The sequence below is a fragment of the Streptomyces sp. TAA204 genome, from assembly GCF_000424965.1.
This window is the reverse complement of the sequence record NZ_AUKW01000021.1, coordinates 21504-47645: the sequence shown is the minus strand read 5'-3', so window position 1 is coordinate 47645 and position 26142 is coordinate 21504. Positions and strand designations below refer to the sequence as shown.

23 protein-coding genes are annotated in these 26142 nt (G+C 70.6%); 18 read left to right on the top strand and 5 right to left on the bottom strand.

All coding sequences use genetic code 11. The features are described from left to right. Positions 1-106 precede the first annotated feature (106 nt). Both H343_RS0121850 and H343_RS32070 read right to left on the bottom strand, forming a co-directional pair. Complete coding sequence (locus H343_RS0121850) at positions 107-991, bottom strand: beta-keto acid cleavage family enzyme (protein ID WP_037904682.1); 885 nt, start codon at positions 989-991, stop codon at positions 107-109. Continuing rightward, positions 988-2058, bottom strand: a complete 1071-nt coding sequence (locus H343_RS32070; RefSeq protein ID WP_078506005.1) for a TetR/AcrR family transcriptional regulator — start codon at positions 2056-2058, stop codon at positions 988-990. Before H343_RS32070 ends, H343_RS0121850 begins: the two co-directional genes overlap by 4 nt. Positions 2059-2357: 299 nt before the next feature. On the opposite strand from H343_RS32070, the gene H343_RS0121840 reads away from it, so the two are divergent. After that, a complete protein-coding gene (locus H343_RS0121840; RefSeq protein ID WP_051265715.1) occupies positions 2358-2837 on the top strand; it encodes a hypothetical protein in 480 nt (159 codons plus the stop codon). 169 nt (positions 2838-3006) lie between these two features. Here the strand turns inward: H343_RS0121840 and H343_RS0121835 are convergent, their stop codons facing one another. Both H343_RS0121835 and H343_RS0121830 read right to left on the bottom strand, forming a co-directional pair. Further along, entirely contained in the window at positions 3007-3822 is an 816-nt protein-coding gene (locus tag H343_RS0121835) for a hypothetical protein (RefSeq protein ID WP_028432887.1), read from the bottom strand. Between the two features lie 393 nt (positions 3823-4215). Then, positions 4216-4419 carry a cold-shock protein gene (locus tag H343_RS0121830; RefSeq protein WP_028432886.1) on the bottom strand — a complete coding sequence of 68 codons (204 nt, stop codon included), beginning with the start codon at positions 4417-4419 and terminating at the stop codon, positions 4216-4218. Between the two features lie 264 nt (positions 4420-4683). Between H343_RS0121830 and H343_RS0121825 the strand changes: the two genes are divergently transcribed. The 5 genes from H343_RS0121825 to H343_RS0121805 all read left to right on the top strand — a co-directional run bounded on the left by H343_RS0121825 (position 4684) and on the right by H343_RS0121805 (position 10928). Further along, positions 4684-5550, top strand: coding sequence for a menaquinone biosynthesis protein (locus tag H343_RS0121825; RefSeq protein ID WP_028432885.1), 867 nt, complete (start codon positions 4684-4686; stop codon positions 5548-5550). A 127-nt stretch (positions 5551-5677) separates the two neighbouring features. Continuing rightward, positions 5678-7519: a serine/threonine-protein kinase gene (locus H343_RS0121820; protein ID WP_028432884.1), complete on the top strand. Its 1842-nt coding sequence runs from the start codon at positions 5678-5680 to the stop codon at positions 7517-7519. Between the two features lie 64 nt (positions 7520-7583). Next, positions 7584-8780 carry a cyclic dehypoxanthinyl futalosine synthase gene (mqnC, locus tag H343_RS0121815; RefSeq protein WP_028432883.1) on the top strand — a complete coding sequence of 399 codons (1197 nt, stop codon included), beginning with the start codon at positions 7584-7586 and terminating at the stop codon, positions 8778-8780. A 79-nt stretch (positions 8781-8859) separates the two neighbouring features. Next, positions 8860-9552: a demethylmenaquinone methyltransferase gene (locus tag H343_RS0121810; RefSeq protein WP_028432882.1), complete on the top strand. Its 693-nt coding sequence runs from the start codon at positions 8860-8862 to the stop codon at positions 9550-9552. A 92-nt stretch (positions 9553-9644) separates the two neighbouring features. Further along, entirely contained in the window at positions 9645-10928 is a 1284-nt protein-coding gene (locus H343_RS0121805; RefSeq protein ID WP_028432881.1) for a geranylgeranyl reductase family protein, read from the top strand. Between the two features lie 332 nt (positions 10929-11260). On the opposite strand, the gene H343_RS0121800 is transcribed toward H343_RS0121805, so the two are convergent. Next, positions 11261-12061 carry a C40 family peptidase gene (locus tag H343_RS0121800; protein WP_028432880.1) on the bottom strand — a complete coding sequence of 267 codons (801 nt, stop codon included), beginning with the start codon at positions 12059-12061 and terminating at the stop codon, positions 11261-11263. Positions 12062-12948: 887 nt separating this feature from the next. Here H343_RS0121800 and H343_RS0121795 point away from each other — a divergent pair. From H343_RS0121795 to nuoL, 12 genes are all read left to right on the top strand, one after another. Continuing rightward, positions 12949-13308 (top strand): NADH-quinone oxidoreductase subunit A, encoded by a 360-nt coding sequence (locus tag H343_RS0121795; protein WP_028432879.1) that lies wholly within the window; start codon positions 12949-12951, stop codon positions 13306-13308. Between the two features lie 13 nt (positions 13309-13321). Continuing rightward, positions 13322-13876, top strand: coding sequence for a NuoB/complex I 20 kDa subunit family protein (locus H343_RS0121790; RefSeq protein WP_028432878.1), 555 nt, complete (start codon positions 13322-13324; stop codon positions 13874-13876). Beyond that, positions 13873-14583: an NADH-quinone oxidoreductase subunit C gene (locus H343_RS0121785; protein ID WP_028432877.1), complete on the top strand. Its 711-nt coding sequence runs from the start codon at positions 13873-13875 to the stop codon at positions 14581-14583. Before H343_RS0121790 ends, H343_RS0121785 begins: the two co-directional genes overlap by 4 nt. Beyond that, on the top strand, positions 14583-15917 hold the full coding sequence (locus H343_RS0121780) for an NADH-quinone oxidoreductase subunit D (protein WP_028432876.1): 1335 nt from the start codon (positions 14583-14585) through the stop codon (positions 15915-15917). Before H343_RS0121785 ends, H343_RS0121780 begins: the two co-directional genes overlap by 1 nt. Next, positions 15914-16813: an NADH-quinone oxidoreductase subunit NuoE gene (nuoE, locus tag H343_RS32065; RefSeq protein WP_051265713.1), complete on the top strand. Its 900-nt coding sequence runs from the start codon at positions 15914-15916 to the stop codon at positions 16811-16813. The genes H343_RS0121780 and nuoE overlap by 4 nt, the downstream gene beginning before the upstream one ends. Then, a complete protein-coding gene (gene nuoF, locus H343_RS0121770; RefSeq protein ID WP_028432875.1) occupies positions 16813-18159 on the top strand; it encodes an NADH-quinone oxidoreductase subunit NuoF in 1347 nt (448 codons plus the stop codon). The genes nuoE and nuoF overlap by 1 nt, the downstream gene beginning before the upstream one ends. Continuing rightward, positions 18156-20672 (top strand): NADH-quinone oxidoreductase subunit G, encoded by a 2517-nt coding sequence (locus H343_RS0121765; RefSeq protein ID WP_028432874.1) that lies wholly within the window; start codon positions 18156-18158, stop codon positions 20670-20672. Before nuoF ends, H343_RS0121765 begins: the two co-directional genes overlap by 4 nt. 175 nt (positions 20673-20847) lie before the next feature. Next, positions 20848-22254, top strand: coding sequence for an NADH-quinone oxidoreductase subunit NuoH (gene nuoH / locus H343_RS0121760; protein WP_028432873.1), 1407 nt, complete (start codon positions 20848-20850; stop codon positions 22252-22254). A 37-nt stretch (positions 22255-22291) separates the two neighbouring features. After that, positions 22292-22984 carry an NADH-quinone oxidoreductase subunit NuoI gene (gene nuoI / locus H343_RS32060; RefSeq protein WP_486587008.1) on the top strand — a complete coding sequence of 231 codons (693 nt, stop codon included), beginning with the start codon at positions 22292-22294 and terminating at the stop codon, positions 22982-22984. Positions 22985-22986: 2 nt separating this feature from the next. After that, positions 22987-23943 carry an NADH-quinone oxidoreductase subunit J gene (locus H343_RS32055; RefSeq protein WP_078506004.1) on the top strand — a complete coding sequence of 319 codons (957 nt, stop codon included), beginning with the start codon at positions 22987-22989 and terminating at the stop codon, positions 23941-23943. Further along, positions 23940-24239: an NADH-quinone oxidoreductase subunit NuoK gene (nuoK, locus tag H343_RS0121745; protein ID WP_028432872.1), complete on the top strand. Its 300-nt coding sequence runs from the start codon at positions 23940-23942 to the stop codon at positions 24237-24239. The genes H343_RS32055 and nuoK overlap by 4 nt, the downstream gene beginning before the upstream one ends. A 13-nt stretch (positions 24240-24252) precedes the next feature. Further along, the gene (gene nuoL / locus H343_RS0121740) at positions 24253-26142 is read left to right on the top strand and encodes an NADH-quinone oxidoreductase subunit L (RefSeq protein ID WP_028432871.1); all 1890 of its coding nucleotides are present in this window, start codon (positions 24253-24255) and stop codon (positions 26140-26142) included.

The following is a 26142-nucleotide window of genomic DNA, read 5'->3' as shown; positions in this document are numbered from 1 at the left end:
TGGCTGCCGGGCCGTGGTGCCGGCCCGTGGGTGTGGGGTCGCGCCCCCGGCCGGCGGAGCGGCGGTGCCGCGTCGTCGGGGGCGGCGGGCGCGACCGCGCGGCCGGTCAGCGGGGCTTGAGCCCCAGCCGCTCACGTGCCTGGTCCGGTGTCGCGACCCGGGCGCCCAGCAGCTCGGTGATCTGTACGGCACGTTCGACCAGTTGGGCGTTGGTGGCCTTGACGCCCTTGCTGAGGTACAGGTTGTCCTCCAGCCCGACGCGGACGTTGCCGCCGAGCAGGATCGACTGGGCGACCCAGGGCATCTGCATCCTCCCCAGCGCGAAGCTGGCCCACTGCGCGCCCTCGGGCAGGATGTCCACCATCGACTTCAGCACGCCCGGCTCGGCCGGCGCGCCCCACGGGATGCCCATGCACAGCTGGAAGACGCTCGGCTCGTCCAGCAGGCCCTCCTGGAGGAGCTGCTTGGCGAACCACAGCTGGCCCGTGTCGAAGATCTCCAGCTCCGGGCGTACGCCCAGCTCCTGGATGCGTTTGGCGCCCGCGCGCAGCATGTCGGGGGTGGAGATGTAGAGGTTGCTGCCGTCGCCGAAGTTGAGCGAGCCGCAGTCGAGGGTGCAGATGTCGGGGAGCAGGTCCTCGACGTGCGGCAGCCGTTCGACGCCGCCCACGAGGTCGGTTCCCTGGAGGTGGGTGAGCGGCGCGTCCGGGTCGATGACCAGGTCTCCGCCCATGCCCGCGGTGAGGTTGACGACGACGTCTGTGCCCGTCTCCTTGATCCGCTCGACGACCTCCCGGTAGAGGCGGGGGTCGCGGGAGGGCGCCCCCGAATCGGGTTCCCGCACGTGGATGTGGACGACGGCCGCGCCTGCGCCGGCGGCCTCGACGGCGCTGCGGGCGATCTGTTCGGGGGTGACGGGCACGTGCGGGCTGCGGCCGACGGTGTCGCCGGCTCCGGTGAGGGCGCAGGTGATGATGACGGAGTCGTTCATGGGCACGGGTATGCCTCCGTTCGTACGGGATTCGCCTCCGGCCCGGGACGGAGCCGGGAGGCGGCGGGTGCGGCCAGTTCGTTCTCGACGTGGGAGAGGAGGGCGGCGCGCATGTCCTCGGCGTCCATGCCGCCGGTGCCGGTGCCGGTGCCGGTGACCGCTGTGCCGGCGGCACCGTCCGTGCCGTCCTCCGCGGGCGCTGCGGCCAGTACCTGCGCGGCCAGGCCGTCGATCAGTGCGGTCAGGTGCAGCGCGCCGAAGTGCGGGTCGACGGCCCGGAAGACGCCCTGGTCGGTGCCGCGGCGGATCACGTCGGCGACGGTCCGGCGCCACTGCCGGTAGTAGTCGGCCTGGAGCTGGCCGATGGCGGTCGAGCGGGCGGCCTCGGCCCACAGGTCGAGCCAGACCAGCCACTGCCGGCGCTGTTGTGCGGTGTGCGGGGTCTGCAGCTCGATGAGCTGGCGCAGTTCGTCGGCCGCGTCGCGGGCCTCGGCGGTGCGGGCCGCGCGGCGGGCGATGTCCTCGTCCATGCACCAGCGCACGGCCGCTTCGAGCAGTTCGGCACGGCCGGGGAAGTGGTAGTGGATCGCCGCGGTGCTCGTCGAGCAGGCGTCGGCGATGTCCGAGACGCGGACGGCGTGGAAGCCGTGCTCGGCGATGAGCCGCACCGTCTCGCGGACGATCTGGAGAGCGCGTCCGCCCTCCGGCGTCCCCGACGTACGGGCTACGGCGGGACGTCCTGCTGCGGTTCGGGCGGCCGCGGTTCGGGCGGCGGCGCGGGCCGCGGAGTGTGCGCTCCCGCCGGGCGCGGGCCCGGGAACGTGCGGGGCCGCTCCGGAGCCCAGCAGCCAGGCGGCGTCCACGCCGCCGGTGTCGGCGATGCGGGCGAGTTCGGCGACGGTGAAGCGGCGGGTGCCGCCGAGCGAACGCGAGAGTTTCGAGGGGTCCATGACGATCCGGCGGGCGAACTCCCGCTGGCTGCATCCGGCTTCGGCGATCACCCGCCGAACGCGGGCCGCCACGTCACCCGCCGAGTCGGCGACGCGGTCGTCCGTCTCCTGGTCCATGGGGAAGCACCGTACGGGTGCGTTGAGAAAAGCGCAACATCGGATGTGGAATATCGTTCCCCAACTGCGGAGTCGGGTGATGAGAGTGCTGACTTGCTCATCAGTCAGTGCGGATCGGCACACTGCCCGCCTGACACCGCATCACTTCGGGCACGGATCGGTGTACAACCCCGGTAGGGGTTCGCCTGTCTCCTCTGGTGGATCAGCGGTGAGTGCTGATCCGGTCGGACCGGCCACTGACCAAGGCCGGGGTCCGGCCGCCGACCGAGCACGAAAACGACATGACTGGGGGAACAGTGATGCGTTCGAAGAGTGCCGCCCTGGCCGCAGCCGTTGCGGCCATCGCCGGGACGGGTCTGATCGCGACGGCGGGCACCGCCTCCGCGGCCACCTCGTCCGCCACCTCGTCCACCGCCTCGACCGCGGCCGCCGAAGCGGCGCCCAAGGCGGCGTACAACGGGGCCTGCGGCGCCGGCTACAGCGTGGTGAACTCGGCGGGGATCGCCGACGAGGGGACCGTCTTCCTGACGTACAACGCCACGACCGGCAAGAACTGCGTCGTCACCGTCCGCAACGAGACGGGTGACCCTCTCCGTATGGCCGCCTCCGTGCGGGCACTCGATGAGGAGGGCACACCCGCCGAGGTCGACGAGGGCGAGTTCACCTCGTACGCGGGACCGGTGTACGTGAAGGGCAAGGGCCTGTGCATCGAGTGGAGCGGCGTGATCGGGGAGGAGGAGTACTTCAACAGCGGTTCGAACTGCGGCTTCCGCAAGTAGCAGTGCGGCGCCGCGCGAGTGCCGGGCGTCCGCACCGCGTTCGCACGCATCCCGCGTGCCCACGTTTGGACGTCCCGTGCGGCAGCGGCCCGTGAAGCTCGCCGGGGGCGGCTGACCAGGGGGAACGGACAGCCGCCCCCGGCGTGCTCAGCGTCGGGGCCGACCCGCCCTACCGCAGCTTCCAGCTGTTCAGGGCGGTGTCGAAGACCAGCCCGTCGAAGAGCCTTTCGCGCGCCTCGAAGTAGATCGTGTATTCCATGCCGTCGGAGGCGACGTACCCCTGGTCGATCGCACGGACCCTCTCACCCGCGTCGTTGGTCCACGTGAACTCCCAGCGGGCCCCGGGGCGGCCCTGGAAGGTGTTCTCCTCCAGGCGGATCCGCTCGTAGCTGGGGTCCTTGCTCAGCTGCTGCTCCGTCGCCTGGAAGGTGCTGAAGGAGGAGTTCCCGGAGTTGCGGACGGCGCTGAGGCGCAGCACCTCCTGCCCCGTCGGAGGTACGTAGTCGACGTGGGTGTCGCCGAGCGGCCTGCGCTGCCAGCCTTCCATCACACCGAGGCTGAAGCCCAAGTCGTCGGTCACACGGCGGAATCCGGACGGAAGCCCGTCCGAGGGCGGCTTCGATGTGGGCGCGGGCTTCGGGGGCTTGCTGGGGGACGGCTTCGCCTCGGACGGCGAGGGGCTCGTCTGCGTCTTCTTGGACGGCGTGGAGGAGGGGGACGGCGACTTGGCCGAGGGCTCGGGCCTCTGCGATATCGCCGCGTCGGGAAGTTCGTCCTTCGATATCCGCTCCCCGGACGCGTGGTCGTTCCCGTCGCCGCCGAAGAGGAAGCCCGTGGAGGCGCCGGCGCCCAGGAGCATGATCGCGGCTCCCATGGCGATCCACATCCACACCCGTGTGGGGAAGTTCAGCCAGAGGGCGGGTACCGCGTCCGTCTCCGAGAGACGTCGTACACCACTGCCGCAGCCCGTACAGGAATCGGACATCGCGGGTGATCTGGTGCCACAGTGCGGGCATGTGGTCGGCATGCGCGGACTCCTGCAGTGTTATGGGGTTTTCCACACTCCGCTTCCGGTGGTGGGCCCACAGACACTACTGCTCAAAGGGCTGCCGAGGCTCCTCGGAGGGCGTGACTTAGCGGCTCATGACAAATTGCCGTGCGTGACTCTCCGCGTATACCGATTAATTCGTGACGAACCCTCACCGCGGGGCGGCGCGGCCCGTGCCGTCCGTACGCGCACGTGCTCCGGGAACCGCAGGGGAGCCCGCTGCCGCGGAATGCCGCCGCAACGCACGAGCGGGCGACTGGCAGGAGCGGTCAATGGCAGGAGCCCCCGCCGGGTGTCCCGGCGGGGGCTCCTTGGGTGGTGCAACTCAGGTCACTGAGGCGTGACGTTCTCCGCCTGCGGGCCCTTCGGGCCCTGGGTCACGTCGAAGCTCACGAGCTGGTTCTCCTCCAGGGAGCGGAAGCCAGTCGCGTTGATCGCGGAGTAGTGGACGAAGACATCGGGACCGCCGCCGTCCTGGGCGATGAAGCCAAAGCCCTTTTCAGCGTTGAACCACTTGACGGTACCGGTAGCCATAAGCCCTCCTTGGGCCTATAAGGGTCGCCCTGCTCCCAGAACCCCGCTAAGAAGTCTCTGAAACGACGAGAGCCCGCGGTCACATGCTCCGCAGGCTCTGTACTGCAAGGGAAACCAAACTGCAACTTGCGGCGAGCCTAGCACGGTGCCCGCGTGACGGGGAAGGACAGTCGATCTCGGTCGTGCGCTGCCTTGATCTTCCGCGGGTCACCGACGGCCCGGGCGGCGGCGGGTCCGGGGGACACGCGGCGTACGCTCCGAGGTGTGACTGAGTTTGCGAGGCTTCCGAGATCCCGCCCCCGCGTCGGGCACATCCAGTTCCTCAACTGCCTGCCGCTCTACTGGGGTCTTGTCCACACCGGCTCCCTGCTCGATCTGGAGCTCACGCGGGACACCCCGGAAAAGCTGAGCGACCAGCTGGTGAACGGAGATCTCGATATCGGTCCCGTCACCCTGGTGGAATTCCTCCGGAATGCCGACGAACTCGTCGCGCTGCCGGATATCGCGGTCGGCTGCGACGGGCCTGTGATGTCGTGCGAGATCGTCTCGCGCCTGCCCCTGGACCGGCTCGACGGCGCCAGGGTCGCCCTGGGCTCCACCTCGCGCACGTCCGTGCGGCTCGCGCGGCTGCTGCTCTCCGAGCGCTTCGGCGTCACTCCCGAGTACTTCACGTGCGAGCCCGACCTCGAGCGGATGATGGGCGAGGCCGACGCCGCCGTGGTCATCGGCGACGCGGGCCTGCGGGCCTATCTCCGCGATCTTCCGGACCCCGGCCTCGAGGTCCACGACCTCGGCCTGCTGTGGAAGGAGTGGACCGGACTGCCCTTCGTCATGGCGGTCTGGGCGGCCCGGCGCGACTATCTGGAGCGCTGCCCCGGGACCGTACGGGACGTGCACCGTGCCTTCCTCGCCTCGCGCGACCTGGCGCTGGACGAGGTCGCCAAGGTCGCCGAGCACGCGGCGCGCTGGGAGGTCTTCGAACCGCCGGTGCTGGAGCGGTACTTCACGACGCTCGACTTCCGTCTCGGTACGCAGCAGCTCCGGGGGGTCGCGGAGTTCGTACGCCGCACCGCCGGTACGGGCGACTACCCCGCGGACGTACGGGTCGAGCTGCTGAACGGAACCGGCTGAACGGGACCGGCTGAACGGGACCGGACGACCCTGCCGTCCGGCGCCGGCCGGCTGACTCGCACCCCACCACCCGGCAGGCGCAACGCCTAAGCTGGTCACGGCAGTCCACAGGTGGGGGGACACGGGGATGCAGCCGCTCGAACCCGACGATCCGCGCACGATCGGGCCCTACCGGCTTCTGCGCCGCCTCGGCGTCGGAGGCATGGGCCGTGTCTATCTCGCCCGCTCGGCGAGCGGCCGTACGGTCGCGGTCAAGGTCGTCCACCCGCACTTCTCCTTCGACGAGCAGTTCCGCGAGCGCTTCCGCCGCGAGGTGGCGGCCGCCAGGCGTGTGGGTACCGTGCCCCTGCCGCACGGGAACGGCGCCGGCTGGACCGCGCCCGTGCTGGACGCCGACCCCGACGCCCGTACGCCCTGGGTGGCCACCGGCTATGTCGCGGGCCCCTCCCTGCAGCAGGCCGTCACCGAGCACGGCCCGCTCCCGGCGGCCTCGGTACGGGTGCTCGGGGCCGGGCTGGCAAGGGCCCTGGGCCATGTGCACGGGCTCGGACTGGTGCACCGGGACGTCAAGCCGTCCAACGTGATGCTCACGCCGGACGGTCCCCGGCTGATCGACTTCGGGATCGCACGGGCCACCGACGGCACCGCCTCCCTCACCTCCACCGGTGTCTCGATCGGCTCACCGGGCTACATGTCGCCGGAGCAGGTGCTGGGGAAGGGCGTGGGCCTCCCCTCGGACGTCTTCTCGCTCGGCGCTGTCCTGGCGTACGCGGCGAGGGGCGAGGCGCCCTTCCCCGGGGACAGTTCCGCGGCGCTGCTCTACAAGGTCGTGCACGAGGAGCCGGAACTGGACGGGCTCGACGAGGGGTTGCGCGACGTGGTCGCCGCCTGCATGGCCAAGGACGCCGGTGAGCGCCCAGTGCCCGCACAGCTCGTGGAGCGCCTGGGGGAGGCGGTCACCGAGGGCTGGCTGCCGGGCCCCATCGTGGAGCAGGTCAGCCGGCGGGCCGTCGAACTGCTCGACCTGGAACCCGGGGAGAGCGGCAGCGGGCCCGACGGGCCGGTGTCCGGGCCGGTGCCGTTCACGACGCCGTCCTACGGGCCGCGGGGGGCCGGGGAGCCGCTCGGGGAGTTCGGGCCGCCGGACCCGTCGTACGCGGGCGGGGACGGGGACGAGGGCGGGGACCGTGCCGCAGGACCGGGCGGGGACGGCCCGGGCCCGGGGGCCGGTGCCGGGAGCGGGGAGAGCGCCGGGAACGACGGGAGCGGGGCGAACTCCGGGAACGCGAACGCTGCGGTGAGCGCCCCCCGAACCGGAAACACCGGCGGCACCGGAGACCCCCGCGGAGGCCGCCCCGGCCTCGCCCTCACCGCCCGCGCGGAGCGCGGCAAGCGGCAGGTCAGCTGCACCCTCGTCCTGACCGCCGCCTGCGTCGTCGCGATCGCCCTGCTCGGTTCGTACTTATTCCTCCCCGGCTCCCCGGGTGGCGGTGCGGGCAACGACACCGCGCGTCCCGGTGCGACCCCCAGCGCCGAGCCCTCGCCCTCCGGCGAAGAGACGGGCGGCAGTCCCGGCGGAGAGCCCACCGGGGAGGGCAGCGGGACTCCCGGCACCCCTGCGGGCGGCGATGTGCCCAGCGCCTTCCTCGGCACCTGGAAGGGGGAACTGACCCTGAGGAGCGGCACTCCCGCCGGCACGATGCGCATCACCTTCGAGCAGGGCGAGACCGGGGAGAACGTCGGCCACGGCGGGTCCAGGCTGTCCGGCGTCTCCTGCGAGGGCGACTACACCCTCGACTCCGCCGCCCCGCGGACGCTGAAGCTGACCTCCGTCGCACCCGAGGGCCTGCCCGTCTGCGCCGACGGCGAGCGTGTGGAGCTGACACTCCGCGAGGACGGCACGCTCTCCTACTCCTCCAGCGGCGGCGGCTCGGACGGGAGCAAGGGCACGCTCCGGAAGGCGGACTGAAGCGCTGGCGTACGCTGGCCGGGTCAGGGAACACTTCAGCAGCCACCTTCGGAGGGACGCCCCGGTGCCCGAGACCGCCGACCGTCAGTCCGTACTCGACCGTGCCGCCGCGGGCGCCCGAATCACTCCCGAGGAAGCGCTCGACCTCTACCGTTCGGCGCCTCTCCACGCGCTGGGCGCGGCGGCCGACGCCGCGCGCCGCAAGCGGTACGAGGGTACGGAGCACATCGCGACGTACATCATCGAGCGGAACATCAACTACACCAACTCGTGCGTGACGGCCTGCAAGTTCTGCGCCTTCTACGCCTCGCCGAAGAGCGAGGACGTATGGACGCGGGACCTGGACGACATCCTGCGGCGCTGCGCCGAGACGGTGGAACTGGGCGGCACCCAGATCATGTTCCAGGGCGGCCACCACCCGGACTACGGCGTGGAGTACTACGAGGAGCACTTCGCGGCGATCAAGGCGCGGTTCCCGCAGCTCGTCATCCACTCCCTCGGCGCGTCCGAGGTCGAGCACATGGCGCGGATCTCGGGAGTGGGCCCCGAGGAGGCGATCCGCCGCATCCACGCCGCCGGTCTGGACTCCTTCGCCGGCGCGGGCGCCGAACTGCTCCCCGCGCGTGCGCGCAAGGCCATCGCCCCGCTCAAGGAGTCCGGCGAGCGCTGGCTGGAGATCATGGAGACGGCGCACGGCCTCGGCGTCGAGTCCACCTCCACGATGCTGATGGGCACCGGTGAGACCAACGCCGAGCGCATCGAGCACCTGCGGATGATCCGGGACGTGCAGGACCGCACGGGAGGCTTCCGCGCCTTCATCCCGTACACCTACCAGCCCGAGAACAACCATCTGAAGGGCCAGACGCAGGCGACCCTCTTCGAGTACCTGCGCCTCATCGCCGTCGCCCGCCTCTTCCTCGACAACGTCGCGCACATCCAGGGCTCCTGGCTCACCACGGGCAAGGAGGTCGGGCAGCTCTCGCTGCACTACGGCGCGGACGACCTCGGCTCGGTGATGCTGGAGGAGAACGTGGTCTCCTCGGCCGGTGCCAAGCACCGCTCCGACCGGCTGGAGCTGATCGACCTCATCCGGGCGGCGGACCGTGTGCCGGCCCAGCGCAGCACGACGTACGAGCACCTGGTGGTGCACGACGACCCGGCGGAGGACCCCTCCGACGACCGCGTCGTCTCGCACTTCTCCTCTACGGCGATCGACGGCGGCAGCGCCCACCCGGAACTGAACCTGATCGACGCGAAGTAGGACGGCGCCGGTGCACCGCGGGGGCGCCCCGGCGCGCCCCCGCGCGCGGCCCGCGCGGACGAGGCGACACAATGGCCGGGTGACCCGCGCATCTCTCGACAAGAAGCCGCACGAAGTAGCCGCGATGTTCGACGACGTCGCCGCGCGCTACGACCTCACCAACGATGTGCTCTCGCTCGGCCAGACACGGCTGTGGCGGCGGGCCGTGGCCCGTGCCGTGGACGTCCGCCCGGGCGAGCGCGTGCTCGACCTCGCGGCCGGTACGGGTACCTCGTCGCTGCCGTTCGTGGAGGACGGCGCGTACGCGGTGCCCTGCGACTTCAGCCTCGGCATGCTCGCGGAGGGCAAGCAGCGGCATCCGTGGCTGCCCTTCACCGCGGGCGACGCGCTGCGGCTGCCCTTCCGCGACGGTGTGTTCGACGCCGTGACGATCTCCTTCGGGCTGCGCAACGTCGAGGACACCGACGCGGCGCTGCGGGAGCTGCACCGGGTGACCGCCCCGGGCGGCCGTGTCGTGATCTGCGAGTTCAGCCATCCCACGTGGGCGCCGTTCCGCACCGTCTACACCGAGTACCTGATGCGGGCGCTGCCGCCGGTCGCCAGGGCCGTCTCCTCCAGCCCCGACGCCTACGTCTACCTCGCCGAGTCCATCCGCGAATGGCCGGACCAGCCGGAGCTGGCACGGCACCTGCAGCGGGCGGGCTGGGCGAAGGTGGCCTGGCGGAACCTGTCGGGCGGCGTGGTGGCGCTGCACCGCGGCGTACGTCCGTAGCCGCCCGACGGGGAGCCAGGGGCGTGCCCGGAGACCCCGGACGGCCCTTCTAGACTGCAACTGCCCAGTGCCTAGCCTTTGCGGGAGTCCTTGTGACCGAGACCGTCACCTCCGAGCGGACCGCCGATGTGATCGTTGTCGGTGCCGGCCCCGCAGGGGCCACCACCGCCTACCACCTCGCCCGCAGCGGCCTCGACGTGCTGCTGCTGGAGAAGACCGCCTTCCCCCGGGAGAAGGTGTGCGGCGACGGCCTCACGCCGCGCGCCACCAAGCAGCTCGTCGCGATGGGCATCGACGTCTCCGAGGAGGCGGGCTGGCTGCGGAACAAGGGCCTGCGCATCATCGGCGGCGGCCAGCGCCTTCAGCTCGACTGGCCGGAGCTGGCGAGCTACCCGGACTACGGACTCGTGCGCAAGCGCGACGACTTCGACGAGCAGCTCGCCCGCCAGGCGGAGAAGGCCGGCGCGCGGATGTACGAGCGCTGCAACGTGGGTGAGCCCGTCCTGGACCGTGCGGGCCGCATCACCGGCGTGCACGCGAAGCTCGGCGAGGAGAAGACACCCGTCACCTTCCACGCGCCGGTCGTGGTCGCCGCGGACGGCAACTCCACGCGGCTGTCCCTGAAGATGGGCCTGCACAGGCGCGAGGACCGTCCGATGGGCGTGGCGGTGCGCACGTACTTCACCTCGCCCCGCCACGACGACGACTACCTGGAGTCCTGGCTGGAGCTGTGGGACCGCCGCGGCCCGCAGGACCGGCTGCTGCCGGGCTACGGCTGGGTCTTCGGCATGGGCGACGGCACCAGCAACATCGGCCTGGGAGTCCTCAACACCTCGGACGACTTCAAGGAACTGGACTGGCGCGAGATCCTCAAGGCGTGGACGGCGTCCATGCCCGAGGAGTGGGGCTACACCCCGGAGAACATGACCGGGCCCATCCGCGGCGCCGCCCTCCCCATGGCCTTCAACCGGCAGCCGCACTACACGCGCGGGCTGATGCTCGTCGGCGACGCGGGCGGTCTGGTGAACCCGTTCAACGGCGAAGGCATCGCCTACGCCATGGAGTCGGGTGTCATCGCCGCCGAGACCATCGTGCAGGCGCACGCGCGCGCCACCCCCGCGCAGCGTGAACTCGCCCTGCGCCGCTACCCGAAGGTCCTCAAGGAGACCTACGGCGGCTACTACACGCTGGGCAGGGCCTTCGTGAAGCTCATCGGCAACCCCAAGGTGATGAAGGTGGCCACCGAGCGCGGACTGTCCCACCCGCTGCTGATGCGCTTCGCGTTGAAGATGCTGGCCAACCTCACCGACCCTTCGGGCGGCGACGCGATGGACCGCGTCATCAACGGGCTGAGCAAGGTCGCCCCGAGGGCGTGACGGCGCGGACGTGACGGCGCGGGCCTGACGGGCGAGCCGGCCCGGCTCGCGCGGCGCCGGCCCGGGCGACGCGCAGGGCGGGAGCGGGAGGAGGGCCACGGCGTCCTCTCCGGCTCCCGCGGCCCGTACGGGAGACGCACCGCGGGCACCGGCCCCGCACAGCGGCACACGCGCACAGAGCACACACGCGGCGCCCACACGGCACACACGGCCCACACGGCACACACGGCACACACGGCACACAGGACGAGGGCCCCACCCGCTTCTTGCGGGTGGGGCCCTCGTCCTGTGTCGAGCGGGGCGGGTACGGGCCTGTGCTCACGCCCGTCGGCTCACAGCAGGCGAACCGCGCCCGTCGGCGGGTCGTAGTCCAGGGGACGCTCGACGACGCCGGTGGAGGAGTTCTGTGCCCCGATGAACTTGCCGCCTCCGACGTAGACGCCCACGTGGTAAGCGCTGCCGGCGCCGCCCCAGTAGAGGAGGTCGCCTTCCTGCAGGGAGTCGAGGGAGACCGATGTGCCGGCGGTGGACTGCGGACCGGAGGTACGCGGGAGATCCACGCCGAGCCGCTTGAAGGCCGCCTGGGTCAGGCCCGAACAGTCGTACGCGGAGGGGCCGCTGGCGCCCAGGACGTAGGACTTGCCCACCTGCGCCTTGAGGAAGCTGACGAGGCCGGCGACGTTGCCGCTGCCGGCTGAGGGGAGAGCGGTGCGCTCGGTGGAGCGGGAGGCGCGCGTCTCGGCCGCCTTCTCGCGTGCGGCCTCGGCCTTGCGTTCGGCGGCTGCCGCCGCCTGCTTCCGGGCGTCCTCGGCCTCCTCCTGCGCGACGGTGGTGGCCTTGGCCTCGGCCTGGCTCACCTCGTACTTCAGGGCGGCGGTCTTGAGGGAGTCGGCCGCCTGGGCGGAGGAGCCCGCGACGGAGTGGCTGACGGTGGAGACCGCAGCCGTCTGGTCGACCGCCTCGGCGGCCGCCTCCGACTTGTCGTCCCCCTTCTCCGCCGAAGAGGCCGGGGAGATGGCCGTGGTGAGGGCGATCGTGCCCATGACGCCGCCCGTTACCCCCGCACGCAGCGCCTTGTTGACGTTGCTGCTGCGGGGTTTGCGGTGTCTGGGGATGTGAGCGTTCCGGGACATGAGGCATGGATAGCAGCCGCACGATGATCCGTTCAAAGATTGTTCGATGTGCCACAGCGGGCGCCGGAGCGGCCGGTTGAGCCCCCGTCGATCTTCGAAGGTCTCGCTCAGGTCACGGACGCTGTCCAAGTACGCGCCTGTGACCACGCAGTTGTCCGTAATACCACCATTGCTCAATGCGCATATCACGTCACATGAGCAACACACAAACTTGGCAGGGGCTGCCAGGGTGATGCGTGGCGCAGGTCACACTTCGGCTGCCAACTCTGTTCATGAATGGGCCGTTTGAAGTCCCGTCATCCCATTTGCGCATCTGTGAGGGACGGCTGTGCGAACCGTGAATGAAGCAGTGAAGGTGGGGAGGAGCGTGCCGAGATTCGCGAACAGGACGAGCGGTGACATCGCCGGCCGGGCCGTTCCCGGGCCGTTGCCGGGACTCGCGGGGAAAGGGTTTCCGGGCTGTTCGGCGGGGTCTCGTTCGTGCTGCGCGCGGGTCTCGGTCGGATATCGGCCGAGGTCCCGGGCGGTGAATTTGCCGGTGCACTCTCCGGCTCGCGGAGACCGTCCCCGGTGAGCCGAACGGCCACTTCCGAAGGGGTGCGGAACTGCGCCGCACAACTTCGCAATTGAAGATCAGCAGCCGCCTGACATGTCATTTCGATAGCGGGTGGTGGAGATCACAAACGCTTGGGGGGACCCCGTGTCGCAGCTCACAGGGCCCGGGCATAGGATGCCTCCCGCAAGGGCTTGTGAACTGCCTCACATAGAAGTGATCTTCATGAAGGTGGAGCATACGCCCGGCGGACAGCCGGCAGTCAGCGTCGACAGTCCCCCTGGGCCCACAGGTCCGGGAGGTCCCCAGGGTCGACTGGAAGGAGCGGGGAGCGGTGAACGCCTACACGCCAATCCTTGTACTGGGAGTCATCGCGGCGGGATTCGCGATCTTCTCGGTGGTCATGGCATCGATCATCGGCCCCAAGCGGTACAACCGGGCCAAGCTGGAGGCGTACGAGTGCGGCATCGAGCCCACTCCGCAGGCGTCCGGCGGCGGGCGCTTCCCGGTCAAGTACTACCTGACCGCGATGCTCTTCATCGTCTTCGACATCGAAATCGTCTTTCTCTACCCGTGGGCGGTCCACTTCGACTCACTCGGGATGTTCGGACTCGCCCAAATGCTGGTCTTCGTCGCCCTCATCGGGGTCGCGTACGCCTACGACTGGCGGCGCGGCGGCCTGGAATGGGATTAGGGGCAGGTACTCAATGGGAATCGAAGAGAAGCTGCCGAGCGGCTTCCTGCTGACCACCGTCGAGCAGGCCGCAGGGTGGGTGCGCAAGTCGTCCATGTTCCCGGCGACCTTCGGACTCGCCTGCTGCGCCATCGAGATGATGACGACCGGAGCGGGCCGCTACGACCTCGCCCGCTTCGGCATGGAGGTCTTCCGGGGCTCACCCCGCCAGGCCGACCTGATGATCGTGGCGGGGCGGGTCAGCCAGAAGATGGCTCCGGTGCTGCGGCAGGTCTACGACCAGATGCCCAACCCCAAGTGGGTCATCTCCATGGGCGTGTGCGCCTCCTCCGGCGGGATGTTCAACAACTACGCGATCGTGCAGGGCGTCGACCACATCGTCCCGGTCGACATCTACCTGCCCGGCTGCCCGCCGCGCCCCGAGATGCTCCTCGACGCCATCCTCAAGCTGCACCAGCACGTGCAGGGCGAGAAGCTCGGCGTCAACCGTGAACAGGCCGCCCGCGAGGCCGAGGAAGCGGCGCGCCAGGCGCTCCCGACGATCGAGATGAAGGGGCTGCTGCGATGAGTGAGGAGAACGCGAACGGCCCCGTGCCCGCGCCCCGTCAGGACGCCGGCGAGATCATCGGCGTACGGCGCGGCATGTTCGGCGCCGACAAGGGCGGTGACACCTCGGGTTACGGCGGCCTGCTGCGGACGGTCCGGCTGCCCGGCGCGAGCCGGCGCCCGTACGGTTCGTGGTTCGACGAGGTCGCCGACGAACTCGAGGGCGCCCTCGAGGAGCAGGGGCTGGTCCCGGAAGAGGCCATCGAGAAGGCCGTCGTCGACCGCGGCGAGCTGACCTTCCACATCGCCCGTGAGCACCTGCTCCAGGTGGCGCGGACCCTGCGCGACGACCCCGCGCTGCGCTTCGAGGTGTGCACCGGTGTCAGCGGCGTCCACTTCCCCGGCGACAAGGGCCGCGAGCTGCACGCCGTCTACCACCTGCGCTCCATCACCCACACCAGGGTGATCCGGCTGGAGGTCAGCGCCCCGGACAGCGACCCGCACGTCCCCTCGGTCGTCGAGGTCTACCCGACCAACGACTGGCACGAGCGCGAGACGTACGACTTCTTCGGGCTGATCTTCGACGGGCACCCCGCGCTCACGCGGATCATGATGCCCGACGACTGGCAGGGCTTCCCCCAGCGCAAGGACTACCCCCTCGGCGGCATCCCCGTCGAGTACAAGGGCGCCCAGATTCCGGCTCCCGATCAGCGGAGGTCGTACAGCTGATGAGCACATCCACCACCCATGCGACCGCGGGCATCCGCGAGACCACCGAGGGCACCGTCTACGACGTCACCGGCGGCGACTGGGACGAGGTCGCCGCGGCGGCGGCCAGGAGCGACGACGAGCGCATCATCGTCAACATGGGCCCCCAGCACCCGTCCACGCACGGAGTGCTCCGGCTCATCCTGGAGATCGACGGTGAGACGGTCACCGAGGCCCGCTGCGGCATCGGCTACCTCCACACCGGTATCGAGAAGAACCTCGAGTACCGGACGTGGACGCAGGGCACGACGTTCGTGACGCGCATGGACTACCTCACGCCGTTCTACAACGAGACGGCGTACTGCATGGCGGTCGAGAAGCTGCTCGGCATCGAGGACGACGTCCCGGACCGGGCCAACGTCATCCGCGTGCTGCTGATGGAGCTGAACCGGCTCTCCTCGCACCTGGTCGCCATCGCCACCGGCGGCATGGAGCTGGGCGCCACCACCGTGATGATCTTCGGGTTCCGCGACCGTGAACACGTCCTGGACCTGTACGAGTTGATCACCGGTCTGCGGATGAACCACGCCTACATCCGCCCCGGCGGCCTGTCCCAGGACCTCCCGCCCGGCACGGTCGACGCGCTGCGCGAGTTCCTGAAGAAGATGAAGAAGAACCTGCCGGAGTACGACGCGCTGTGCACCGGCAACCCCGTCTTCAAGGCGCGGCTGAAGGACGTCGGCTACCTCGACCTGGAGGGCTGCATGGCCCTCGGCGCGACGGGCCCCATCCTGCGCTCCGCCGGCCTGCCGCACGACCTGCGCAAGTCCGACCCGTACTGCGGCTACGAGACCTACGACTTCGAGGTCCCCACCGTCGACACCTGCGACTCCTACGGGCGCTTCCTGCTCCGGCTGGAGGAGATGCGCCAGTCGCTGCGCATCGTCGAGCAGTGCATCGACCGTCTGGAGCCGGGCCCCGTCATGGTCGGCGACAAGAAGATCGCCTGGCCGGCGCAGCTCGCGCTCGGACCGGACGGGCTCGGCAACTCGCTGGACCACATCAGGAACATCATGGGCACCTCCATGGAAGCCCTCATCCACCACTTCAAGCTGGTCACCGAGGGCTTCCGCGTCCCGCCCGGCCAGACGTACGCGGCGGTGGAGTCCCCGAAGGGTGAACTCGGCGTGCACGCCGTGAGTGACGGCGGCACCCGCCCGTACCGCGTGCACTTCCGCGACCCCTCCTTCACCAACCTCGAAGCCATGGCGGCGATGTGCGAAGGCGGCCAGGTCGCCGACGTGATCGTCGCCGTCGCGTCCATCGACCCCGTGATGGGAGGCGTCGACCGATGACCACCGCGCCCGACAAGGGGAGCGCCCCCGAAGCGCCGATGCTGGGCATCCCGTCGATGCCTGCGCCGGACTACCCCTCCGACGTCCGTGAACGGCTGGAGCGGGACGCCCGCGAGATCATCGCGCGCTACCCCGACAGCCGCTCCGCGCTGCTGCCCCTGCTGCACCTCGTGCAGTCGGAGGAGGGGCACGTCACCCGCACCGGACAGCGCTTCTGCGCCGAGATGCTGGAGCTGACCACGGCCGAGGTGAACGCCGTGGCGACGTTCTACTCCATGTACCGGCGCAAGCCCTCCGGCGACTACCAGGTCGGCGTGTGCACCAACACGCTCTGCGCCGTGATGGGCGGCGACGCCATCTTCGACGACCTCAAGCAGCACCTGGGCGTCGGCAACAGCGAGACCACCGAGGACGGCAAGGTCACGCTGGAGCACATCGAGTGCAACGCGGCCTGCGACTACGCGCCGGTGGTGATGGTCAACTGGGAGTTCTTCGACAACCAGACACCCGAATCCGCCCGGCAGCTCGTCGACGACCTGCGCTCCGGACGCGAGGTCGCCCCGACGCGCGGCGCGCCGCTGTGCACGTTCAAGGAGACCGCGCGCATCCTCGCCGGCTTCCCGGACGAGCGTCCCGGTGCGGTCGAGGCCACCGGCGGCGGCGGTGACCCGTCGCTCGCCGGACTCCGTCTGGCCCGGGGTGAGGCACCCCCCGAGCGGCTGGCTCACCCGCGCGGACCCGCCGGTCCCGCCGAGCAGCCCATGCCGCTCCCGGGTGAGGAAGCCCCGCAGAGCCACCCCAGTTCGCACGACATGCCCCAGTCGACGGCTGCGTCCGACCCGGCCAACCCGTCCGGCCGCCCGTCGAACCCGGGGCCGGGGGAGGAGAGCGAGTAATGGCGACGGAAACACCGGAGGAGCTGCTCACACCGGTCCTCTCCGCGTTCTGGGACGAGCCCGAGGCATGGACCCTGGAGACCTACCGCAGGCGGCACGACGGATACGAGGGGCTGGCCAAGGCCCTGGCCATGCCGCCGGACGACGTCATCGCGTACGTGAAGGACGCCGGCCTGCGCGGCCGTGGCGGCGCGGGCTTCCCCACCGGCATGAAGTGGCAGTTCATCCCGCAGGGCGACGACAAGCCGCACTACCTCGTCGTCAACGCCGACGAGTCGGAGCCGGGCACCTGCAAGGACATCCCGCTGCTCTTCGCCAACCCGCACTCCCTGATCGAGGGCATGGTGATCGCCTGCCACGCGATCCGCTCGTCGCACGCCTTCATCTATCTGCGCGGCGAGGTCGTGCCCGTCCTGCGGCGGCTGCACCTCGCCGTACGCGAGGCGTACGAGGCGGGCTACCTGGGCCCGGACGCGCTGGGCGAGGGCAAGCCCCTGGACGTGACCGTGCACGCGGGCGCGGGCGCCTACATCTGCGGTGAGGAGACGGCGCTGCTGGACTCCCTGGAGGGCCGGCGGGGACAGCCGCGGCTGCGGCCGCCGTTCCCGGCCGTCGCGGGTCTGTACGCCTGCCCCACGGTGGTGAACAACGTCGAGTCCATCGCCTCGGTTCCCGCCCTGATGAACAGGGGCAAGGAGTGGTTCCGTTCGATGGGCAGCGAGAAGTCCCCGGGCTTCACGCTGTACTCGCTCAGCGGCCATGTCGCCGGCCCCGGCCAGTACGAGGCCCCGCTGGGCGTCACGCTGCGCCAGCTGCTGGAGATGAGCGGCGGCATGCGGCCCGGCCACCGGCTGAAGTTCTGGACGCCGGGCGGCTCCTCGACGCCGCTGCTCACCGACGAACACCTCGACGTGCCGCTGGACTACGAGGGCGTCGGCGCCGCCGGCTCCATGCTGGGGACCAAGGCGCTGCAGTGCTTCGACGAGACGACCTGCGTCGTGCGGGCCGTGACCCGCTGGACCGAGTTCTACGCCCACGAGTCCTGCGGCAAGTGCACGCCCTGCCGTGAAGGCACGTACTGGCTGGTGCAGTTGCTGCGCGACTTCGAGGCCGGAAAGGCCACGAAGGCGGACATCGACAAGATCGACGACATCGCCGACAACATCAACGGCAAGTCGTTCTGCGCCCTCGGCGACGGCGCCGCGTCCCCGATCTTCTCCTCGCTGCAGTACTTCCGCGAGGAGTACGAGCAGCATGTCGAGCTGGGCGGCTGCCCGTTCGACCCCGCGAAGTCGACCATCTGGGCCGACCACCAGACGACAGCTCACCCGGAGGTGAACGCGTGACAGTCACCACAGACGCAAAGACCTCTTCGGGGGGCGAGGGCGGCCGGCCGCCTCAGAAGCCGGAGGACATGGTCTCCCTCACCATCGACGGCGCCGAGATCTCCGTCCCCAAGGGGACGCTGGTCATCCGTGCCGCCGAGCAGCTGGGCATCGAGATCCCCCGCTTCTGCGACCACCCGCTCCTCGACCCGGTCGGCGCGTGCCGCCAGTGCATCGTCGAGGTCGAGGGCCAGCGCAAGCCGATGGCGTCCTGCACCATCACCTGCACGGACGGCATGGTGGTCAAGACGCAGCTGTCCTCCCCGGTCGCGGAGAAGGCACAGCGCGGTGTGATGGAGCTGCTGCTCATCAACCACCCGCTGGACTGCCCGGTCTGCGACAAGGGCGGCGAGTGCCCGCTGCAGAACCAGGCGATGTCGGCCGGCTCGGCCGACTCCCGCTTCGAGGGCGCCAAGCGCACGTTCGCCAAGCCGGTTCCCATCTCCACGCAGGTGCTGCTGGACCGCGAGCGCTGCGTGCTGTGCGCGCGCTGCACCCGCTTCTCCAACCAGATCGCGGGCGACCCGATGATCGAGCTGCTGGAGCGCGGCGCTCTGCAGCAGGTCGGCACCGGCGAGGACGAGCCCTTCCAGTCCTACTTCTCCGGCAACACCATCCAGATCTGCCCCGTGGGGGCGCTCACCTCGGCGGCGTACCGCTTCCGTTCGCGCCCCTTCGACCTGGTCTCCTCGCCGTCCGTGTGCGAGCACTGTGCGGGCGGCTGCGCGACCCGTACGGACCACCGGCGCGGCAAGGTCATGCGCCGGCTGGCCGCCGACGACCCCGAGGTCAACGAGGAGTGGCTCTGCGACAAGGGACGCTTCGGCTTCCGCTACGCGCAGCGTCCCGACCGCCTCACCACGCCCCAGGTGCGCGGTGAGGACGGCGAGCTGGCGCCCGCGAGCTGGCCGGAGGCGCTGGAGGCGGCGGCCCGCGGGCTGTCCGCCGCGCGCGGCCGTGCCGGTGTGCTGACCGGCGGACGGGTGACCGTGGAGGACGCCTACGCCTACGCGAAGTTCGCGCGGGTCGCCCTCGGCAGCAACGACATCGACTTCCGGGCGCGCGTGCACTCCGCCGAGGAGGAGGCCTTCCTGGGGGCCCACGTCGCGGGCCGCGGAGTCGACCTCCAGCAGGGCGGCGTCACCAACAGGGCGCTCGAGGAGGCTCCGTCCGTCCTGCTCGTCGGGCTGGAGGCCGAGGAAGAGGCCCCGGGCGTCTTCCTGCGGCTGCGCAAGGCCATGCGTACGCGCGGTCAGCGCACCTTCTCCCTCGCCACGCACACCACCCGCGGCCTGCACAAGGCCGGGGGCACGCTGCTGCCCGCCGCGCCCGGCACGGAGATCGAGTGGCTGGACGCCCTCGCCGGCCGGGTCGGACTCGACGCCGCCGGTGAGTCCGCGGCCGACGCGCTGCGCGCCGAGGGATCGGTGATCGTGGTCGGTGAGCGGCTGGCCTCCGTGCCCGGAGCGCTGACCGCCGCCGTGCGCACGAGCGCGGCGACCGGCGCCCGCCTGGTGTGGATTCCCCGCCGGGCGGGGGAGCGCGGTGCCATCGAGGCGGGCGCGCTGCCGACGCTGCTGCCGGGCGCCCGTCCCGCGTCCGACCCCCGTGCCCGCAACGAGGTCGCACGGGCCTGGGGACTGGCCGCGCTGCCCACCGCAGAGGGCCGCGACACCGCCGGGATCATCGGCGCCGCCGCGAAGGGCGAGCTCCAGGCGCTCGTCGTCGGCGGAGTCGAACTCGCCGACCTGCCGGACCCGGCGCTCGCGGCGCGGGCGATGGACGAGGTCGGCTTCCTCGTCAGCCTCGAACTGCGCCCGAGCGAGGTGACCGAGCGGGCGGACGTGGTCCTTCCGGTCTCCGCGGTCGTGGAGAAGGCAGGCACGTTCCTCAACTGGGAAGGCCGCGTACGCCCGTTCGAGGCGTCGCTCAAGGCCGACCAGATGACCCGCCGCCACGTACAGCCGGACGCGCGGGTGCTGCACATGCTCGCGGACGCCCTCGACGAGCACCTGGGCCTGCCGGACGTACGCACCATCCGCTCCGAGATCGACAGGCTCGGCCAGTGGGAGGCGGGCGAGGCCGCCCCGTCCTTCACGGCGGAGGCCCGCGACGGCTCCGCGCCCAGGCCGCAGGCCGGCAAGGGCGAAGCGGTGCTCGCCGGGCACCGTCTGCTCCTGGACCAGGGCCGCCTGCAGGACGGCGACGAGGCGCTGGCCGGAACCCGGCATCCGGCAGTCGTCCGCCTGTCGCGCGCGACGGCCGCCGAGGCGGGCGTCGCGGACGGTGACGTGGTCGCCGTCTCCGGGCCGCTCGGGAGCCTGCAACTCCCGCTGCAGATCACGCAGATGCCCGACCGCGTGGTGTGGGTTCCCCTCAACTCCGCCGGCCGCGGCGTGCAGACCGACACGGGCGCGCTCCCCGGCGAGGTCGTGCGGGTCGCGGGCGTGGCCGCGCAGGGGGCGGACGCATGAGCACGTACAACTCACCGCCGCGCGGCCGTGGTGCCCTGACGGGCACGACGGCCCGCACGCGGGCGTCGGTGGCGGGCGCCGGGCGTCCCGTCGCGCCGTCGCGTCGTACACGAGGAGGTGGGCGCGTGAGTGCGCTCGGTCACGTTCAGCAGGCCCGCACCGGGGAGGTGACCCGGTGAACGGCGTCACCCAACTCGCGGAGGAGGACCTCTCCTTCTTCGGCCAGGACCCGTTCTGGCTGATCGCGCTCAAGGCCGTCTTCTGCTTCGCCTTCCTGATGGTGACCGTGCTGATCTCCATCGTCATGGAGCGCAAGGTCGTGGCCTGGATGCAGCTTCGCGTCGGCCCCAACCGGCACGGACCGTGGGGCATGCTCCAGTCGCTCGCCGACGGCATCAAGCTGATGCTCAAGGAAGACGTCGTCGTCAAGGGCGCCGACAAGGTCGTGTACCTGCTCGCGCCGGTGCTGGCGGCCATCCCCGCGTTCCTGGCGATCGCGGTCATCCCGTTCGGTCCGCCGGGCAACGAGGTCTCCATCTTCGGCACCCGCACCGCGATGCAGCTCACCGATCTTCCGGTGGCGGCGTTGTTCATCCTCGCCACCGCCTCCATCGGCGCCTACGGCGTGGTGCTCGCGGGCTGGTCGTCCAACTCGACCTATCCGCTGCTCGGCGCCGTACGCGCCACGGCGCAGGTCATCAGCTACGAGATCGCGATGGGCCTCAGCTTCGCCGCGGTCTTCCTCTACTCCGGCTCCATGTCGACCTCGGCGATCGTCGACGCCCAGCAGGACACCTGGTTCGCGGCACTGCTCCCGGTCTCGTTCCTGATCTACATGATCTCGATGGTGGGCGAGGCGCACCGCGCGCCCTTCGACATGCCGGAGTCCGAGGGCGATCTGGTCGCCGGCTACCAGACCGAGTACAGCTCGATCAAGTTCGCGCTGTTCATGATGGCCGAGTACGTCCACATCGTCACCCTCTCCGCTCTCGCCGCCACCCTCTTCCTGGGCGGCTGGCGGGCCCCGGCGCCGATCTCGACGTACTGGGAGGGCGCCAACCACGGCTGGTGGCCGATGCTGTGGTTCTTCCTCAAGGTCGTCGCCCTGATCTTCTTCTTCGTGTGGATCCGCGGCACGCTCCCGCGTGTGCGCTACGACCAGTTCATGAAGCTGGGCTGGAAGGTCCTCATCCCCGTCTCGCTGGTCTGGCTGATGCTGGTCGCCACCGTGCGGGCGATGCGCAACGAGGGCTACGACTTCGCTGGAATCGTCTACTGGATCGCAGGGGCCGCTCTCGTGGTCCTGCTGATCTCCTTCGTCGTCGACTTCTTCCGGGGCCGCCAGGAGGAGGCGGAGGAAGAGGCCGCCAGGCAGAAGGCGGCCTCCGAGGTCTTCGATCCGATGGCGGGCAGCTATCCCGTACCGCCGCTGCCGGGCCAGACGCTGCCGCCGGTGCCGCGCCGCCCCTCGCGCCAGGACCGCGCCCTCGTGGGGGCCGGCGGCGGGAGCGCGGAGGAGAGCACCCCGGCGCCCGCGGACGCGGACGGGAACACAGACGGAAAGGAGACCGACGGTGCCTGAGAATCCCGTGGCCGGCTTCGGCGTGACCTTCAAGGACATGTTCAAGAAGCGGCTGACCGAGCAGTACCCGGAGTACAAGAAGCCGACGGCACCGCGTTTCCACGGCCGCCACCAGCTCAACCGGCACCCCGACGGGCTGGAGAAGTGCGTCGGCTGCGAGCTGTGCGCGTGGGCCTGCCCCGCGGACGCCATCTACGTCGAGGGCGCGGACAACACCGACGAGGAACGCTACTCGCCGGGCGAGCGCTACGGCCGCGTCTACCAGATCAACTATCTGCGCTGCATCCTGTGCGGCCTGTGCGTCGAGGCGTGCCCGACCCGCGCCCTGACGATGACGAACGAGTACGAACTCGCCGACTCCTCCCGCGAGTCGCTCATCTACACCAAGGAGGAGCTGCTCGCGGGCCTCGAAGAGGGCATGGTCGACTCCCCGCACGCCATCTTCCCCGGCATGACGGAGAAGGACTACTACCGCGGCCTGGTCACCGAGGCCGCGCCCGGCACCGAGATCCAGACCTCCACCGACACCGGCGACCCGCAGGAGTCCGCGGGGACGTTCGGGGCGGCCGAGCCGGCAGCGCAGCCGGTGGTGACCGACGCCCCCGCCTCCCACGCCGACGGTGTGGACCCCTCCGCGCAGGACGCCGCCGAGGAGGACACCGGCGCGCAGGGCACCGAGGTACGGGCAGAGGGCAACCGGTCCGGCAACGACTCGAAGGAGGGACGGTGAGCATGTCCTCGTCCTCCGTGGGTGCCCTCACCCTCGCCGCCACCTCCACCTCGACGGGTGAGGCGGTCAGCTTCTGGGTGCTGGGCACCATCGCCGTCGTGGGCGCGCTGGGGACCGTACTGCTGCGCCGCGCGGTGCACTCGGCGCTGTGCCTGGCGGCCACCATGGTGATCCTGGCGGGCTTCTACCTCGCCAACGGGGCGTACTTCCTGGGCGTCGTGCAGGTCGTCGTCTACACCGGCGCCGTGATGATGCTCTTCCTCTTCGTGCTGATGCTCGTGGGCGTCAGCACGGCCGACTCGCTCAAGGAGACGCTGAAGGGCCAGCGCTGGCTCGCGGTGGCATGCGGCCTCGGGCTGGGCGTCCTGCTCGTCTCGGGCATCGGCCAGGCCTCCGTCGCATCCTTCAACGGGCTCGCCGCCGCCAACTCCGGCGGAAACGTCCCCGCGCTGGCCTCGGAGCTGTTCACCAAGTACGTCGTGGCCTTCGAGGTGGTGGGCGCGCTGCTCACCGTCGCGGCCGTCGGCGCGACGCTGCTGACGCACCGCGAGCGCATCGAGAAGACCAAGACGCAGCGCGAGCAGGCCGAGGAGCGGGTCAAGGCGGGCAAGCAGCTTCCGCCGATGCCCGCACCGGGTGTGTACGCGCGGCACAACGCCGTCGACCGCCCCGGGCTGCTCCCCGACGGCACCCCCTCCGACTTGACCGTCAGCGCGACACTGCGCGGCCGTGGGCAGGTCCGCGAGGTGGGCCCGGAGGCGCTGCACCGTGTCGCCGCTCTTGAGCAGCGCACCGCCGACAGCCACGGACAGACGGAAGCGGGCCGGATGTACGGCGAGCCGCACGAGCCCGACCCGGACCCCGACCTGGACGCGGCCCGGGAGCGGGACGCCGACGCCCGCAAGGCCGCGGAGGAGCGGGAAGCGCGGGAGTCACGGGAAGAGGAGGGCGCCAAGTGAGCCCCGTCAACTACGTCTATCTGGCCGCGGTGCTCTTCACCATCGGCGCCGCCGGAGTGCTGATCAGGCGGAACGCCATCGTGGTGTTCATGTGCATCGAGCTGATGCTGAACGCGGCCAACCTGACGCTGGTCGCCTTCTCCCGCATCCACGGGAACCTCGACGGCCAGATCATGGCGTTCTTCGTCATGGTCGTCGCCGCCGCGGAGGTCGTGGTGGGTCTGGCGATCATCGTGATGCTGTACCGCTCCCGGCACTCGGCCTCGGTCGACGACGCCAGCCTGATGAAGCTGTAAGGGGTACGAACCAGTGGAGTCATTGATCGGACTGCTCGTCGCCTTCCCGCTGCTGGGCGCGGCGGTGCTGCTGTGCGGCGGCAAGCGTGTGGAGCGGACGGGGCACTGGCTGGGCGTGGCGCTCGCCGGGGCCTCGTTCGTCGTGGGCGCGGTCCTCTTCTTCGGGATGCTCGGCGAGCCCGCCGACGAACGCGCCATGCACCAGCACCTGTTCAGCTGGGTGCCGGTGGAGAACTTCCAGGCGGACGTCGCCTTCCAGCTCGACCAGCTCTCGATGACGTTCGTGCTGCTGATCACCGGTGTGGGCTCGCTGATCCACATCTACTCGGTCGGCTACATGGAGCACGACGAGCGCCGCCGCCGCTTCTTCGGCTATCTCAACCTCTTCCTCGCGGCGATGCTGCTGCTCGTCCTCGCCGACAACTACCTCCTGCTGTACGTCGGCTGGGAGGGCGTCGGCCTCGCCTCGTACCTGCTCATCGGGTTCTGGCAGCACAAGCCGAGTGCGGCGGTGGCGGCGAAGAAGGCGTTCCTGGTCAACCGTGTCGGTGACGCGGGCCTGGCCATCGCCATCTTCCTGATGTTCACCACCTTCGGCAGCTTCGCCTTCGCGCCCGTGCTGAGCAACGCCACGGAGGCGTCCGAGGGCAAGCTGACGGCCGTCGGGCTGATGCTGCTGCTGGCCGCGTGCGGCAAGTCCGCACAGGTGCCGCTCCAGTCCTGGCTGGGTGACGCGATGGAGGGCCCGACCCCGGTCTCCGCCCTCATCCACGCCGCGACGATGGTCACCGCGGGCGTGTACCTGATCACCCGCTCCGGTGCGATCTTCAACGCGGCGCCGGACGCACAGACCGTGGTCGTCGTCGTCGGCGCGGTCACGCTCCTCTACGGTGCGATCGTCGGTTGCGCGAAGGACGACATCAAGAAGGCCCTGGCCGGCTCGACGATGTCGCAGATCGGCTACATGGTCCTCGCGGCGGGACTCGGCCCCATCGGCTACGCGTTCGCCATCATGCACCTGGTCACGCACGGCTTCTTCAAGGCCGGCCTCTTCCTCGGCGCGGGCAGCGTGATGCACGGGATGAACGACGAGGTCGACATGCGCGGCTACGGAGGACTGCGCAAGTACATGCCGGTCACCTTCGTGACGTTCGGACTCGGCTATCTCGCCATCATCGGCTTCCCCGGCCTGTCCGGCTTCTTCTCCAAGGACCAGATCATCGAGGCCGCCTTCGCCAAGGGCGGGGCGCAGGGCTGGATCCTGGGCGCCGTCACGCTGCTGGGCGCCGCGATCACCGCGTACTACATGACGCGCGTGATGCTGATGACCTTCTTCGGCGAGGAGCGCTGGCGCGGCAAGCAGAACGAGCCGCACCCCCACGAGTCGCCGAGGTCGATGACGGTCCCGATGATCGTGCTGGCCTTCGGGTCGGTCTTCGCCGGCGGACTCTTCAAGGCGGGCGACTCGTTCGTCCACTGGCTGGAGCCCGTAACCCAGTTCGAGCACGGCCACTCGCCGCTCTCGGCGGCCACGGTCACGGGCGCGACGGTGGTGACCATGCTGATCGGTGTCGGAGCGGCCTGGCTCCAGTACGGGCGCAGGCCCGTACCGGCGGTGGCGCCGCGCGGCAGCCTGCTGACGCGTGCGGCACGGCGCGACCTCCTCCAGGACGACATCAACCATGCCGTCCTGGTCAAGCCCGGCGAGTACCTCACCCGCGGGCTGGTCTACGTCGACAACAAGGTGGTCGACGGTGCCGTCAACGGCACCGCCGCCGCGTTCGGCGGCCTGTCAGGCCGTACGCGGCGGATCCAGAACGGTTTCGTCCGCTCGTACGCGGTCTCGATGTTCGGCGGCACAGCGGTCCTGGTCGCCGCGACCCTGCTGATGAGGGCGGTCTGA

Excerpts from the sequence above, each read along its gene's own strand:
- nuoF (WP_028432875.1), top strand. The coding sequence starts at position 16,813 with ATGGCGACGGAAACACCGGAGGAGCTGCTCACACCGGTCCTCTCCGCG.
- nuoI (WP_486587008.1), top strand. The coding sequence starts at position 22,292 with ATGTTCAAGAAGCGGCTGACCGAGCAGTACCCGGAGTACAAGAAGCCG.
- H343_RS0121840 (WP_051265715.1), top strand. The coding sequence starts at position 2,358 with ATGCGTTCGAAGAGTGCCGCCCTGGCCGCAGCCGTTGCGGCCATCGCC.
- nuoE (WP_051265713.1), top strand. The coding sequence starts at position 15,914 with ATGACCACCGCGCCCGACAAGGGGAGCGCCCCCGAAGCGCCGATGCTG.
- H343_RS32070 (WP_078506005.1), bottom strand. The coding sequence starts at position 2,058 with ATGGACCAGGAGACGGACGACCGCGTCGCCGACTCGGCGGGTGACGTG.
- H343_RS0121830 (WP_028432886.1), bottom strand. The coding sequence starts at position 4,419 with ATGGCTACCGGTACCGTCAAGTGGTTCAACGCTGAAAAGGGCTTTGGC.
- H343_RS0121820 (WP_028432884.1), top strand. The coding sequence starts at position 5,678 with ATGCAGCCGCTCGAACCCGACGATCCGCGCACGATCGGGCCCTACCGG.
- H343_RS0121835 (WP_028432887.1), bottom strand. The coding sequence starts at position 3,822 with ATGTCCGATTCCTGTACGGGCTGCGGCAGTGGTGTACGACGTCTCTCG.
- H343_RS0121800 (WP_028432880.1), bottom strand. The coding sequence starts at position 12,061 with ATGTCCCGGAACGCTCACATCCCCAGACACCGCAAACCCCGCAGCAGC.
- H343_RS0121780 (WP_028432876.1), top strand. The coding sequence starts at position 14,583 with ATGAGCACATCCACCACCCATGCGACCGCGGGCATCCGCGAGACCACC.
- H343_RS0121785 (WP_028432877.1), top strand. The coding sequence starts at position 13,873 with ATGAGTGAGGAGAACGCGAACGGCCCCGTGCCCGCGCCCCGTCAGGAC.
- H343_RS0121790 (WP_028432878.1), top strand. The coding sequence starts at position 13,322 with ATGGGAATCGAAGAGAAGCTGCCGAGCGGCTTCCTGCTGACCACCGTC.
- H343_RS0121850 (WP_037904682.1), bottom strand. The coding sequence starts at position 991 with ATGAACGACTCCGTCATCATCACCTGCGCCCTCACCGGAGCCGGCGAC.
- H343_RS32055 (WP_078506004.1), top strand. The coding sequence starts at position 22,987 with ATGTCCTCGTCCTCCGTGGGTGCCCTCACCCTCGCCGCCACCTCCACC.